The organism is Xenorhabdus sp. IM139775, assembly GCF_028598745.1.
Classification (GTDB): domain Bacteria; phylum Pseudomonadota; class Gammaproteobacteria; order Enterobacterales; family Enterobacteriaceae; genus Xenorhabdus.
Genome location: NZ_JAQRFK010000034.1, coordinates 1 through 13,022, shown reverse-complemented (window position 1 = coordinate 13,022; position 13,022 = coordinate 1). Strand labels below are relative to the sequence as shown.

The 13,022-nt window shown below is 52.1% G+C and carries 15 protein-coding genes; all 15 read right to left on the bottom strand.

The genetic code is table 11. The features are described 5' to 3' along the window. Position 1: 1 nt before the first annotated feature. From PSI17_RS09190 to PSI17_RS09120, 15 genes are read right to left on the bottom strand one after another with little or no spacing between them, the layout of a single operon-like run. Positions 2–676 carry an energy-coupling factor ABC transporter transmembrane protein gene (locus PSI17_RS09190; protein WP_273551703.1) on the bottom strand — a complete coding sequence of 225 codons (675 nt, stop codon included), beginning with the start codon at positions 674–676 and terminating at the stop codon, positions 2–4. Further along, on the bottom strand, positions 673–954 hold the full coding sequence (locus PSI17_RS09185) for an energy-coupling factor ABC transporter substrate-binding protein (RefSeq protein ID WP_273551702.1): 282 nt from the start codon (positions 952–954) through the stop codon (positions 673–675). Before PSI17_RS09185 ends, PSI17_RS09190 begins: the two co-directional genes overlap by 4 nt. A gap of 30 nt (positions 955–984) precedes the next feature. Further along, positions 985–1,728 carry a cobalt ECF transporter S component CbiM gene (gene cbiM, locus PSI17_RS09180; protein WP_273551701.1) on the bottom strand — a complete coding sequence of 248 codons (744 nt, stop codon included), beginning with the start codon at positions 1,726–1,728 and terminating at the stop codon, positions 985–987. Between the two features lie 3 nt (positions 1,729–1,731). Beyond that, a complete protein-coding gene (locus PSI17_RS09175) occupies positions 1,732–2,505 on the bottom strand; it encodes a cobalt-factor II C(20)-methyltransferase (RefSeq protein ID WP_273551700.1) in 774 nt (257 codons plus the stop codon). Continuing rightward, a complete protein-coding gene (gene cbiK / locus PSI17_RS09170; RefSeq protein ID WP_273551699.1) occupies positions 2,502–3,293 on the bottom strand; it encodes a sirohydrochlorin cobaltochelatase in 792 nt (263 codons plus the stop codon). Before cbiK ends, PSI17_RS09175 begins: the two co-directional genes overlap by 4 nt. A gap of 55 nt (positions 3,294–3,348) precedes the next feature. Beyond that, positions 3,349–4,134, bottom strand: a complete 786-nt coding sequence (locus PSI17_RS09165) for a cobalt-precorrin-6A reductase (protein ID WP_273551698.1) — start codon at positions 4,132–4,134, stop codon at positions 3,349–3,351. Further along, positions 4,131–4,856: a precorrin-3B C(17)-methyltransferase gene (locus PSI17_RS09160; RefSeq protein ID WP_273551697.1), complete on the bottom strand. Its 726-nt coding sequence runs from the start codon at positions 4,854–4,856 to the stop codon at positions 4,131–4,133. Before PSI17_RS09160 ends, PSI17_RS09165 begins: the two co-directional genes overlap by 4 nt. Further along, positions 4,850–5,950, bottom strand: coding sequence for a cobalt-precorrin 5A hydrolase (gene cbiG, locus PSI17_RS09155; RefSeq protein WP_273551725.1), 1,101 nt, complete (start codon positions 5,948–5,950; stop codon positions 4,850–4,852). Before cbiG ends, PSI17_RS09160 begins: the two co-directional genes overlap by 7 nt. Before the next feature lie 16 nt (positions 5,951–5,966). After that, on the bottom strand, positions 5,967–6,770 hold the full coding sequence (locus PSI17_RS09150) for a cobalt-precorrin-4 methyltransferase (RefSeq protein WP_273551696.1): 804 nt from the start codon (positions 6,768–6,770) through the stop codon (positions 5,967–5,969). Beyond that, positions 6,763–7,362, bottom strand: a complete 600-nt coding sequence (locus tag PSI17_RS09145; RefSeq protein WP_273551695.1) for a decarboxylating cobalt-precorrin-6B (C(15))-methyltransferase — start codon at positions 7,360–7,362, stop codon at positions 6,763–6,765. The genes PSI17_RS09150 and PSI17_RS09145 overlap by 8 nt, the downstream gene beginning before the upstream one ends. After that, complete coding sequence (locus PSI17_RS09140; RefSeq protein ID WP_273551694.1) at positions 7,359–7,994, bottom strand: cobalt-precorrin-7 (C(5))-methyltransferase; 636 nt, start codon at positions 7,992–7,994, stop codon at positions 7,359–7,361. The genes PSI17_RS09145 and PSI17_RS09140 overlap by 4 nt, the downstream gene beginning before the upstream one ends. Beyond that, positions 7,991–9,154, bottom strand: a complete 1,164-nt coding sequence (cbiD, locus tag PSI17_RS09135) for a cobalt-precorrin-5B (C(1))-methyltransferase CbiD (RefSeq protein WP_273551693.1) — start codon at positions 9,152–9,154, stop codon at positions 7,991–7,993. Before cbiD ends, PSI17_RS09140 begins: the two co-directional genes overlap by 4 nt. Continuing rightward, entirely contained in the window at positions 9,147–9,788 is a 642-nt protein-coding gene (locus tag PSI17_RS09130; RefSeq protein WP_273551692.1) for a cobalt-precorrin-8 methylmutase, read from the bottom strand. The genes cbiD and PSI17_RS09130 overlap by 8 nt, the downstream gene beginning before the upstream one ends. A 12-nt stretch (positions 9,789–9,800) precedes the next feature. After that, positions 9,801–10,760: an adenosylcobinamide-phosphate synthase CbiB gene (gene cbiB / locus PSI17_RS09125; protein WP_273551691.1), complete on the bottom strand. Its 960-nt coding sequence runs from the start codon at positions 10,758–10,760 to the stop codon at positions 9,801–9,803. Next, the gene (locus tag PSI17_RS09120; RefSeq protein WP_273551690.1) at positions 10,757–12,193 is read right to left on the bottom strand and encodes a cobyrinate a,c-diamide synthase; all 1,437 of its coding nucleotides are present in this window, start codon (positions 12,191–12,193) and stop codon (positions 10,757–10,759) included. The genes cbiB and PSI17_RS09120 overlap by 4 nt, the downstream gene beginning before the upstream one ends. Positions 12,194–13,022: the final 829 nt, after the last annotated feature.

Here is a 13,022-nt window from a genome sequence, read left to right as displayed (position 1 = left end):
ATCAATGAAAATCGCCTTGATATAACTTGAGTTCCAATGCCACGCTCATTTGCTGATAACGGCTTATCACCCGTGCAAACAGCATACTGATCAACATGGCCAGTGATCGGTAACCCGTTCGCCAAGATCGATAACCAAACCGCAGTGATTGCGCATGGTGGATCGCCACGGCTTCCTCCACGAAGATAAAAATAAAGCGCCACGTCAGCAGGATCTGCTCAATCAACAACTGAGGAACACGGCAAAATTTCAGTAACGTGATCATCTGCTCAAAAGGCGTGTTCATCATGAACCAGAATGTTGCCGATAATGCGGCAAGGCTGCGCCAAAGCGTTTGGTTGGCTATCTGAACGCCCTGTGGATCAATGCCAACCCTATATTGACCGACTTGCCATCCCCACAGCAGGCTCTCCGGTTGCGGGCTTGCGGACAACACAATGGCAATCAGGCCAAACAGCAGGAATCCCACCGGGATCAACAACCATTTCAGGTAACGCAGCACACTGATCCGCAGCAGGTAACAGGTAAAAATGGCAAGCGCAATCAATAATACCACTTGCCATCGCGGAGAAAGCCCCATCGCCAAGGTCATAAACAGCAGATACAGGGCGAATTTCGCCCTGGGATCTTTGTCTCGCCAGCGGCTCTGATAACTGAGTTTATCGATTCCGGTCATGTCCGATCATGCTCTTTCCGATGACGGTGATAAAACCCAAGAATATAAAAAATCACGGCCGTCCCCAGACTTCCCTGTAAAGTAAACAACAGGCTTTCGATTTCACCACTGGCAGGTTTATACAAGGATTCAAACCACGGCGTATAATGCGGGGCAATCTCCATGATTTGAGCTTCTGCCTGACCATCTGCCCCGGCGAATTCGCCGCCGTGGTCAATAAAGAACGGGATAATGCACAACGCTGCAACGAGGGACAGTAATATCAGGGTCTTTTTCATCTTCCTCTTCCTCACTGATTAAAAACGGCCTTAAACACTGCGTGCCTGAATTAATTGTCTTTTCACCAGTTGTTCGTAGATCAGTACGGTCAGTAATCCTTCCGCCACGGCGATAGGCAGTTGGGTCAGGCAGAAAATACCCATGAATTTGAGGATCGCCGCGCCCATGCCCAATTGTGGATCAGGGAAAGCGACCCCCAACTGAATGGAAGTGACCGCATAAGTGACAATATCGGCGACAAAGGCACAGAGAAAGACGCTGACATCTTTACGGATTGCCATTTTGCCGGCGAGACGCCATGCCAAATAGCCGGCCAGTGGGCCAATCACCGCCATCGACATGCCATTGGCACCCAGCGTCGTGATCCCGCCGTGCGCCAACAACAGCGCCTGAAACAGCAGGACAATCGCACCGAGTACCGCCACAATGGAAGGGCCAAACAAAATCACCGCCAATGCCACGCCGGTCGGGTGTGAACAGCTTCCGGTCACCGAGGGGATTTTCAAGGCTGAGAGAACAAAAATAAATGCGCCACACAGTGCCAGCAGGACTTTCTGATGACTCTCTTCCTGCACAATGTGGCGTAACCTGACCAGCCCTGCCGCCAGACAAGGCAAAAAAGCCAGCCACCATGCCACCGCCCACAGGGGAGGCAAAAAACCCTCCATGACATGCATGGCGAAAACTTCCTGCGGTGCCATCAGCAAAAGCAGCCCCAAAAGCAGTGCGATAATCGCACCAGATAACGAAAATGTCGTCAGTTTCTGTTGCATAACTCACCTCGATAATTGCCAGTTTTTATTAACCCAATGTTTGTTAACTAAGATCGTTGAAAAATACGATAATTCCTGCTTCCACGCTTTTTCGCTGCCAGACAGCGTGGCAAGATCGCGCCAATATTGTTCGGTCGGCAACGTGGCATCGGCCATCATCAGGGCATGTTCCAATAGATGATGACGATGCAGCAGGTCACGTATCCGGGGAAAACGCGAATAGACTTTCATCAGGACAATGCAGTCATGATTGAGCAACGCCTGCTCTAAGACCGCTTCGGAAGCCGTACAGGAAATAACCGCCAGGGTTTGGTTTTCCATTGCCAGCGGCATCGCACTGGCGGCGGCAATGGCCGAGAATGCGCTGATCCCCGGCACGATTTCCAACCACGCAGGCAAAGCGTTCTCTTCCGCTACCAGTCGTTGCAAAAGAAAGACCCAAGTGCTGAACAGCATCGGATCGCCCAATGTGATAAACCCGACTTTCCGGCCATGCGCCACTTCTTCCCGCAAAGCCTGCGCCACTTCATCCCATACCGCTTCTTTGGCGGCGATATCGGCTTTCATTAAAAAATGGTAAGTACAAACTTCGGTTTCCGGCGAAAGGTATTCTTCGATGATGGCGTGGGCGAGGCTTTGGGTGGCTTTCTTGCCCGTTGGGGTATAGATCACATCAAGTTCAGAAAGTCTACGCGCTGCCCGCACCGTCATCAGGTCACTCGCTCCGGGGCCAACGCCCATCACATACAGTTTTCCTGCGGTTACTTTTCTGTTCATGAGGCGGCCTCCTGATCATGCAGCGCATGACTAAGGTGATCGACAAACATCTGCCGGATCATCGGGTTTTCCCCCAACCCTTGCAACCACGGGACGGCGACGATCCCCGCTTGCCCCAACTGTGATTTCCAAGAGCCTGCTTCGTTTGAAGCCATATCATGGATGGCATGATCCCCGGCCACCAGCATTAATGGCATCAGATACACTTTGCGGATCTTTTGCGCTTTTAATCCCTTGATGATCAGGGCAAGTTCAGGGTAGCTTTCGACCGCGCCGACCCGTGCCGGAAAATGGGCGTGGTTCATCAGGTGATCCAGACAGGCGTAAGCAGAAAAGGCCGGATGGGTTGTACCGTGCCCCATAAAGACGACACTTTCATTCTCTGCCAGCCGGGGAAGCTGGTGGCGCAACGCCTGCATTAATTGCAGGTAGTCATCAAAGTGGCTGAGTAACGGGGCACCCAGTACCAGCCGTTTAAAAAGAGGGCGAAATCGCTCAACTTCACGCAGTACCTTTTCATATTCATCGCCATTGATGATATGCAGGCATTGAACCGCCACATCGTGATAACCCGCGTGATAGAGTCGGCTCAGGGCGTCATGGGGAGTATCAATGTGAATGCCATCGCGCTGCCGTAATTTGTGAATGATCATGCCAGAAGTAAAGGCCCGGAACAGTTCCCTGTCCGCAAACACGGCGGCCAATTGCTGCTCACAGGCTTCAATATTGTTTTTTAGCGTTTCGGGATAACGAGTTCCGAAACTGATCACCAATAATGCCTTTTTCATTTTGCTTTTCCTTATTGGTCTGTTGGTCTGTTGGTCTGTTGGTCTGTTGGTCTGTTTACAGGCAAACATTCGCCAATAACCGCGCCATCGCTTCCAATCCATTGGCCTGCGTGATCCCCTCACCATCAAATTGATGCTTTGGGCGACAAAGCACAATGCAGGGCAGCCCAAGGGAAAGACAGGGTTCCACTTTCTCCTTGAAACCGCCTTGTTCACCGGATTCTTTGGTAATGACAACCTCCGCCTGACAAAATTGGTAAAATGCCCGATTAAAATCGGCACTGAATGGGCCTTTCAGGGCAAAAATCTGATCGACGGACAAGCCGCAGGATTCACACATCGCCAACACTTCCGCCGTCGGTAAGACACGGGCCAGCACGGTTTTGCCTTGCAGGTGAGCCAGATAATCAGCCAATTGCTTACTGCCGGTTGTCAGCAAAATACGCGTTGCCAAATCAGCGGCGATTTCACAGGCCTGCTGAACGGTTGTTACTTTATGGATCAGCGGGTGTTCAACGGCGTCAATCTCGCTGGGACGGAGATAACGGATCAGGGGAATGCCCAATTGTTGGCATGTGCTGACAATATTTTGACTCAGCCGTTCGGCATAAGGATGGGACGCATCAATCACCATTTTCGTCCCCCGCTGTTGCAGGTATCCGGCCATCTCGCCGGCGTCCATCCGACCCATCACGATTTCACCGCGAATGCCCGCTGCCTGCTGCGCCCCCGTCGGCGTCGCCACTGACAGTCCATAATCGATGCCGGCAATATCCATCATCACGCAAATCTGGCGGGCATCGCTCGTACCGCCAAAAATGTGGATTAATGGCCGTTTCATAACCTGTACCCTCTCGGTGTGATCATCAGCCCATCCCGTATATACGTTGACTGATTACCCACGATCACCAGACTACGCATATCAACACGGGAAAAATCCATGGCATCAAACGTTGTCAGCCATTTATCCTGCTGCTTGCGCCCTGCCGCTTTCACCACTCCCACCGGCGTTTCTGCCGCTTTCCACGGTGCCATTAAGGAAAACGCCCGCGCCAGATGCCCTTCCCGTCCGCGACTGCGGGGATTGTAGAAACAGACCACAAAGTCAGCTTCGGCCGCCGCCTGCACCCGCTTTTCAATCACCTCCCACGGTGTCAGCAGATCGCTCAGGCTGATATGGCAAAAATCGTGCATCAACGGGGCGCCCAGCAAAGCGGCGCAAGCTGTACTTGCTGTCACTCCCGCCACCAGCCGCACCTCCACCTTGCGTTTTTGCTGGCTGACCAATTCTAGGATCAAGCCCGCCATGCCATAAATGCCCGCATCACCGCTACAGACCATTGCCACATTTTTGCCCTGTTCGGCCAGTTCAATGGCGGTTTGACAGCGTTCAATCTCTTTGCACATGCCGGTTTTGATTATTTCTTTATCGCCGACCAGCGGTTTGACCAAATGGGTGTAGGTTTTGTAACCCACCACAATGTCGGCCACTTGCAATGCCGCAATCGCTTCCTGCGTCATCATGGCTTCACTGCCTGGCCCAATTCCAATAACCGTTAACATGGATGCCATACTCCTAATGTGATGGTGACACCCTGCTCGCGCAGGGTAGAACCCACTAAGTGCCCTTGGCTCATCAGCCAGGCCACCGGTTGGGAAACACAGCCGATGCCCAGCGTTTTTCGGACAAATTCAGAGGCCGGAAAAGCCTGTTCACACCGGGCGAGCTGCTTAACTGAGAAGATTTGGAATGGAATTTGACGCTCTTCGGTCAACTGGATTAACGCCGGCTCTGCTTTTTTCAATTCCACACTGCCGATGGCTTTCAGCGCCAACGGTTCAAAGTTGTTCTCCGCCAGATGGCGATCCAGTAATTTTGCCAGCCGTTCAGCGTCTACCCCGCGTCGGCAGCCTATTCCGGCAACGAGACGGCGAGGGATTAATTTAAACGTGGGAATGGCTAATGCCAGATCCGTTCGCTCATAACTGACGCAGACCAGCGCATCCAGTTCAGGCCGATCTTCCAGGGCATCAACCGGAATAAACCCGCGAGTGTCGTAGCGATCTTTTTCATCGCTCAGGTCAGGATGCCACCAAATTCCCACCCGCTTGCCATTGACCAGCATTTGATTGACGGTTTTGACGCTGGCGCGAAAATCCGCCATCTCTCCGTCAATTTGTCGGGACAACAGATCGAGGGCAGCAACTTGGTTCACATCGGTTGCCGTAGTGATCACCGCCTGTCCATCGAGAATATCGGCGATCTGCTGTGCCAGCTTATTTGCACCGCCCAGATGCCCCGACAGTAAGCTGATGGCAAACTGCCCTTTTTCATCCACCACCACCACGGCCGGATCGGTCATTTTGTCCTTGAGCAGCGGAGCAATAACCCGAATGGCGATCCCGGTTGCACCAATCATGATCAACGCACGGTATTGCGTGAATAGCTTGCGTACCGTATTGGCAAAACTGCCTTCAAACGCCATAAATCCGCTCTCTACCCGTTCAGGGGAAGTGAAACAATCCATTGCCAAATGCGATTGCAAACGACGCGCCAATGCCATGCCCCCTGCGGTCAGGCAGAACAAGGCAAATTCTTTTTTATGCGCCACTGTTTTATTCGCTGCGGTTTTGTTCAGCACCGTTTTATGCAGCATGGCGCGGGTGATTTTGTCAGGCGCTACGGTATTCATGACTGAACCCCGCATCGTACAGTTTCGAGTAGTGATACTCTTCCCCAAGAAAAGCCCCCACCAGAATCAAGGCGGTTTTACGGATGCCGGCACTGCGCACCTGTTCGGCAATCGTCTCCAATGTCCCGCGCACAATCTGGCAATCCGGCCATGTTGCCTTGTAAACCACGGCAACTGGTGTGGTTTGCGCATATCCCCCCTGAATCAACCGCGTGACGACTCCCGCCATGTTCTGTACCGAAAGGAAAATCGCCATTGACGTTTGGTGCGCTGCAAAAGCTTCCAGCGTTTCCCGTGGCGGCATCGGTGTCCGGCCTTCCATGCGGGTGATAATCAAACTTTGCGCGATTTCCGGTACGGTGTATTCCACCCCCAACTGCGCTGCCGCGCCAAGAAACGAACTCACGCCGGGCACAGAGACAAAACCAATCGCGTGATTTGCCAGCGTTTCAGCCTGTTCACGGATCGAACCGAACAGGGATAAATCACCGGTTTGCAGACGAACCACCAACTTGCCCGCCTGCACGCCATTGACCATCAAGGCCGTGATTTCCGCCAATGTCAGCCCCGCGCTGTCATGGCATTCGGCGTCGGTGCGACAATACGCCAGTAACTCCCGATTAATCAGTGAACCGGCATAAATCACCACTTGCGCCTGTCGTAACAATTGATAGCCTTTCAGGGTAATCAGGTGCTTATCCCCCGGCCCCGCCCCCACAAACCAGACTTTTCCCGGATCAAAACGGACGTTATCCATCTGCTCAGCATCAATAAGTTCAGACATCATCCTGCTCCTCTTGCCAATGTTTCTCTTGTTCAGCCCCTGTCTGGCAGGACAGCAAATAAGTGGGATTATTGGGTTTGAAATAATGCCCCTGCCCTAAAGCGGTCAGTTCGCTTACCTGAATTTCCCGCCCATCAAGCGCGGTGACCCGACAGGATTTCAGGTGCGCCAACGCTTGCATCAGGTTTTCCAGCAGGATAAACGTCATCACCAATCGCCCACCTGAATTCAGGTGCGCCAGCGCCCAATCAATGAGTGCGGCCAGATGCCCGCCGCTTCCGCCGATGAAAATCGCATCCGCGCAGTTATCCAATGGCACCGGGGCAACCCCGGGCCGGATGCGCACCCGATGGCAGCCAAAATGGCGGACGTTCTCAGCCAGCAGCAACAGCGCCTCAGGTTTGCGTTCAATGGCAAGGATATTCAGGGCGGGATAACGCAATGCCGCCTCAATACTGACGCTGCCCGTTCCCGCGCCAACGTCGATAAAATGGCCGGCGTTTTCCAGTTCCAACCGTTGCAACGCCAGCGCCCTGACCCCTTCTTTGGTCATCGGGATACGATGACCACGTAAAAACAGTTCATCTTTCATGGAAGATCCCCCTGCAAGATCAGCACGACATTCAGTCCATAATGGATGTCGCCACGTTGCGCGACCTGTTCCGCGTTTAAACAGATAATTTGCTCACGGGGCTGAGATAAATTTTCACCAATCACCATGCGACGCTGCTGCCCGCGCGCCAGAATTTCTTGCGCAATCTGGCAGGGGCCAATGACCTCATCTGTGACCATGCCGATTTTTTCGTGTTGCAGTAGCCAGTCAAAATCGGGTCTGCGCCCGTGGCTGCTGGTGAGGTAGATGTCGTTCATATCCAGCAAAATCCGGGCGCACAAATATTGGATCGCGCTGATGCCCGAAATGATGCGGATATGTTTTCCGCCGGCCTGTCGTCCGGCAAAATGTTCAGAAATTCGCTTGCCAATGCCATAAAAGAGGGGATCGCCCGAAGCCAGCACGACAATTTGCCGCTGCTGATTTTGTTCAAGCCACTGCATTAATTCCGCCATATCCGCATTCAGGCCACGGGTTTCCCCCCTGAAATGGGGGAATTCGGCAAGATGGCGCTTGCCGCCCACCAACACTTCCGCCTGTCTGACCGCCTCCCGCGCCGCCCGCGTTTGGTGTACAGCGGCACCGGGGCCAATGCCCACAACGGTGATCATCGGCAACCCCCCATAAAATCCTGCACAATCTCATCCACAGGCCGGTTGCAGCCCAACACTTGGTTATCAAAGGAGAATAAAATGGCGTCACACTGCGGTTTGTTTCTGGCGAAACGCAGCATTTGGTCGATCCGCCCGCAGATTTTGCGGGCAATTTGTGGATACACCGCCTGCCAGCCCTGTTCTGTAATCAATTCAATGGCCGCTTCGGTGGTATCACAGTGATCCACCGCCTGAATCAGTTCGAAAGGGGCTCCGAGCAAGGCCAGATTGGCCATCAGCGTTTCCATGCGGCCATCCGCAATATGGCTGTGGGTATGAAAAATACCGGCGGCGATTTTCACCAATTTGCCAACATGCCCGACCAGCACCACATGGCGGAACTCCAGGCGCACCGCTTCCTGCAACATATAACCGACAAAGTTGCTCATCGTGACGACACGGTCCGCCTCAATGCCTAACTGCCGGCTGACAAAACGTTCACCGTGATTGCCCGGCACAAAAATAATGCGATCCAGCCCGCTGGCACGCTTGGCTTCCAGTTCAAGTGCCAGAGAACGCTTCCAGCTCTCTTCCGACATCGGCGTCACAATGCCGGTCGTGCCAATAATCGAAATGCCGCCCTTAATCCCCAACCTGTCGTTATAGGTTTGCTTCGCCCGCTCCTCGCCTTCCGGGGCAAAAATCACGATATCCGCCCCGCGATGCGGGCCAATGACCTCCCGCACGGTTTCTTCAATGGTATGGCGCGGCGTTTTATTGATGGCTGCCCAGCCGATGGGTAAACCCACCCCCACCCGCGTTACCCGGCCAATCCCTTCACCGCCATCCAGTGTGATCACGCCGCTGTCATTCAGGCAGACACGGGCAAAAATCAACATCCCGTGGGTGGCATCCACATCATCGCCACCTTCTTTGCGGATAGCCGCCACCGCCTGCTGCCCTTCAATCAACGGTTGTTCGACAGACAAAACCAAGGTGACACCGGAAGGCGTGACAATCGAAACCTGATGAATAATCTGCTGGCGCAAGATCATTAACGCAGCAACTTTAGCCGCAGCCGTGGCACAAGATCCGGTGGTGTAGCCCTTGCGATATTGCTTTCCCCTGTGCCAAACCGTTCCTAGGCCATCGGCTAATTGATCACGGATTTCACTCATGTTGCACCTCCGGCATTCGATACAGAATGGCGTTGATAATGGCCGCGGCAATATTGCTGCCGCCCTTGCGCCCTCTTGCGGCAATGCAATTTAAGCCACTGTTGATCAGCGCCTGCTTTGATTCTTCTGCCCCCACAAACCCGACGGGCACCCCCACAACGGCAATCGGTGTCACTGGGTGCTCCAGCAAACGAAACAGCGCAGTCGGGGCGTTGCCAAAGACAAAAATTTTCTCCCCTGCTTCTTGCAGGGCCAGATCAACCGCAGCCATTGAACGTGTGATCGGTTGTGCTTTTGCCCCCTGAACGGCGCGGGGATCACTGACATAACAACGGCATTCACTGCCGTACTGAGCCAGACGGGTTTTATTGATGCCGGACAGCGCCATTGTCGTGTCGGTATATAACGTCGCGCCACGCAGGATGCCTTCGCGTATGCGCTGCAAAACCGCCGGGGAAAAATAGAGAATATCCAGCCAATCAAAATCCGCCGTGGTGTGGATCACCCGTTTGATCACCGCTTCTTGATCCGCATCCACAAAACGATAATCAGGACGCGATGCGGAAATCAGCCGGCTGATAATGTCAAAGCTATTTCTTTCAATTTGTTGGGGTTGTTGGATGTAATGACGCATGCTGTTTCCTCCTTATACCGTCACACTGACTAAGCTATGCAGGAGTGCAAACAGCAGGAGCGCCATCACGGAGGCCACCTTCATCACCTGAACAGCCTGTGGAATATCGTCAGGTGTGACTTCGCGCCTTGCATCCCCCAGCCACGGCTTTTCGACCTGCTGATTAAAATAGACATTCGGCCCGCCCAGACGGATGCCCAATGCGCCCGCCACGGTGGCTTCCGGCCAGCCACTATTGGGGCTACGGTGTTGATAACGATCACGCCAGCCAATGCGCAGCGCCTGCCGGAAGTCCAATCCCTGCCATTTCGCGGCCATTGCCAGCAGGAGCCAGCCCAAACGCGCGGGCAGCCAATTCGCCACATCATCCATGCGCGCTGAAAACATCCCCAGCGCCCGATAACGGGGTGTTTTATACCCCACCATTGAATCGAGGGTATTGATTGCCTTATAGGTCATGGCGAGTGGCGCGCCGCCCAGCATTAAGAAAAACAAGGGGGCAATCACCCCATCCACGCTGTTTTCGGCGACGGTTTCAATCGCAGCCCGGCTGATGTGTGGCGGCGGCAATTGAGCGGTGTCCCGCCCGACAATATCGGCAAGCTGTTTACGGCTGGCGTCCAGATCCCCCTGTCGCAATGCCTGATAAACAGCATTTGCCGCCTCGCCCAGACTACGCCCTGCCAATACGGTATAAATCAGCCACATTTCCACCAGACACCCCAACCAGAACGCCATACCGTAGGCCAATTGCAAAACCCAATAGCTCGCCAGCCAGACGCTGCCCACGACCACCAGCCACAGCAGTGCGCCCCCCCATTTCAAGCCGGTTTCGGTTTGGCAAACCCGGCGGATAAGCCGCTCAACCTGATTGATGAGTTGCCCTATCCAGCGCACGGGATGCGGCCAATGAGGAGGATCACCCCATTTCATATCCAGCATAAAAGCGCCAAACCACAGTAAAACTGTCATAACTGCCTCCGTGCCAGCATCAGCCAGCGATGGAGCAAACCGGGACGTTGGGCAAAATGAATATGCAGATAACCCGCCAGCGTATTGCCATTCTGGTAACCGCCCAGCCAGCTTTCCTGCACTTTGCCTACGGTTTCTTGTGATACGGTTCCTTGTGATACGGTTCCTTGTGATAACGGAATATCACGCCGCTTGACACACTGGAATACGGGCGGCTGGGTCGTGATGAAATCCGAGTAGTGGAATTCATGCCCGCGCAGCGTTTCCCCTTTGGCAACCAGAGGCGTATCACAGATTGCCGTCGCTTCGCAGTAACCAAAGCGTTGCAGGTGTTCCCCCATCCGGCTTTCGCCGGCAATCAGCCCCACCATGTGATGCCGCACGCCGTCTGCATCGATCAGGCTATCGCCGAGATACATCAATCCCCCGCATTCTGCATAAATGGGGATACCGGTTTGATGCGCCTGACGTAAGGCCGCCCGCATGGCGTTATTGGCTGATAAAGTTTGGGCATAAATTTCAGGGTATCCGCCGCCCAGATAGATCATCTGGCATACCGGCAATTGGTGATCATGCAGGGGACTGAAACGTTTGATCGTCACGCCGGCTTTTTCCAATAACAGCAGGTTAGCGGGATAATAGAAGTGGAATGCCTCATCTTCTGCCAGCGCCAATGTCAAACCTTGCCCCATCGTGGGATCAATCAGGGAGTCGATATTGCCGTTTGGCAAAGAAGATAATTGTGTTAATGCCAGCAACTGATCTAAATCTACCGAGGCGGCCATTTGTTGAGCCAGGCGCGACCAGCGTTCATCATCATATTGGCGCTTGCGTTCCTGCGCAGAGATCAATCCGAGGTGACGGGAAGGCAGCGCGATATCCGGCATCACAGGAATTCGCCCCAACACAGGAATAGCGCAGTAACGCTCAATCGCCTGTTTCAATAACTGAAAATGGCTCTCCCGGTTGACGCGATTTATCAGCACACCTGCGATATTGACAGCCGGATCAAATTGCTGAAATCCCATGACTGTTGCAGCAATCGAGGTCGAAACCGCCTTGCCATCCACCACTAAAACCACCGGACAGCCAAGCTGCTTTGCCATCGCCGCACTACTGCAATAGCCGGGATCAGTGCCGTAGCCATCATACAGCCCCATCACCCCTTCAATCACCGCAACATCTTGATCCTGAATGGCCCAGTTAAACAAGCCATTCAGGATGGGAACGGGGAGCATAAAAGCATCAAGATTGTGCGAAGCGACGCCCGTCACGGCACGATGCCAGCCGCCATCCAGATAATCAGGCCCGATTTTGAACGGCTGTACCCGCAGTGAACGGTTCATCAAGGCTCGCATGATGCCCAGCGCCACGGTTGTCTTACCACATCCGCTGCCTGTTCCTGCAATAACAAACGCATATTTCTGCTGCATGTGCTTCCCCCAAAACATTGACATCCTGTATTGGTGTTAAAATCGGGATTCATTTTTTGCCTGCTTTAATATTAAAAGCTGAAACCTGCATTCTCATTCATTGATATTTATCAAATAAAAGGCTGTTAATGTATTTTTGCCGCAACAATTAATATTCCATGAGCTAAATAAATATCAACAATCTCTTTATTCCCCGATAGATAAGCTACATCATGAAAAATCATTATCACGAAATTAATTTCATATAAAAATAAAACAGGGAAATAAACTCACTTTCAAAATACAGATTTTTCATCTTTATAAAAACACCCTTTATTATTTTTGTGATCTTGTTCATGATTATTATTTTTAATAATCATTTTTATGTCAAAGAAAATAAAATTTAATATACAACCACAAAAAAAGCGATCAAGAAAACCAAGCAACAAATTGAATTTAAACAATTTATTATTAACCACAAAGATAAGCGATAACCCTGCAAATCATTAATGCAATGAAATAACTTTCATATGAATAAGCCTTTTTAATAGACAACCAAGGTCACCCTGAAAATAATTCACACTTAAAAATCAGAATATTGATATAAATCAAATTCACTTATCCCATCTTGAAGTCATAATTATCAAAAAATTAAAACTGATATTGCATCATTCATAAGAACAAGAAAGAAATTATCAGAAAAGCCATAAAACAGAAGCATAAAAACCCGTTTATATAAAATAGAATCTCACCGCCGTGAAAATATATTGACGTCTGTTCATTTATTTATATTTTAGGCCCATAGAGGTAATTCCAATGAATAAAGGCAATGTGTGGTTAGTGGGTGCCG

Bases quoted from the DNA above. Each gene is read 5' to 3' on its own strand.
- PSI17_RS09190 (WP_273551703.1), bottom strand. From the start codon at position 676: ATGACCGGAATCGATAAACTCAGTTATCAGAGCCGCTGGCGAGACAAA.
- PSI17_RS09185 (WP_273551702.1), bottom strand. From the start codon at position 954: ATGAAAAAGACCCTGATATTACTGTCCCTCGTTGCAGCGTTGTGCATT.
- cbiM (WP_273551701.1), bottom strand. From the start codon at position 1,728: ATGCAACAGAAACTGACGACATTTTCGTTATCTGGTGCGATTATCGCA.
- PSI17_RS09175 (WP_273551700.1), bottom strand. From the start codon at position 2,505: ATGAACAGAAAAGTAACCGCAGGAAAACTGTATGTGATGGGCGTTGGC.
- cbiK (WP_273551699.1), bottom strand. From the start codon at position 3,293: ATGAAAAAGGCATTATTGGTGATCAGTTTCGGAACTCGTTATCCCGAA.
- PSI17_RS09165 (WP_273551698.1), bottom strand. From the start codon at position 4,134: ATGAAACGGCCATTAATCCACATTTTTGGCGGTACGAGCGATGCCCGC.
- PSI17_RS09160 (WP_273551697.1), bottom strand. From the start codon at position 4,856: ATGTTAACGGTTATTGGAATTGGGCCAGGCAGTGAAGCCATGATGACG.
- cbiG (WP_273551725.1), bottom strand. From the start codon at position 5,950: ATGCTGCATAAAACGGTGCTGAACAAAACCGCAGCGAATAAAACAGTG.
- PSI17_RS09150 (WP_273551696.1), bottom strand. From the start codon at position 6,770: ATGTCTGAACTTATTGATGCTGAGCAGATGGATAACGTCCGTTTTGAT.
- PSI17_RS09145 (WP_273551695.1), bottom strand. From the start codon at position 7,362: ATGAAAGATGAACTGTTTTTACGTGGTCATCGTATCCCGATGACCAAA.
- PSI17_RS09140 (WP_273551694.1), bottom strand. From the start codon at position 7,994: ATGATCACCGTTGTGGGCATTGGCCCCGGTGCCGCTGTACACCAAACG.
- cbiD (WP_273551693.1), bottom strand. From the start codon at position 9,154: ATGAGTGAAATCCGTGATCAATTAGCCGATGGCCTAGGAACGGTTTGG.
- PSI17_RS09130 (WP_273551692.1), bottom strand. From the start codon at position 9,788: ATGCGTCATTACATCCAACAACCCCAACAAATTGAAAGAAATAGCTTT.
- cbiB (WP_273551691.1), bottom strand. From the start codon at position 10,760: ATGACAGTTTTACTGTGGTTTGGCGCTTTTATGCTGGATATGAAATGG.
- PSI17_RS09120 (WP_273551690.1), bottom strand. From the start codon at position 12,193: ATGCAGCAGAAATATGCGTTTGTTATTGCAGGAACAGGCAGCGGATGT.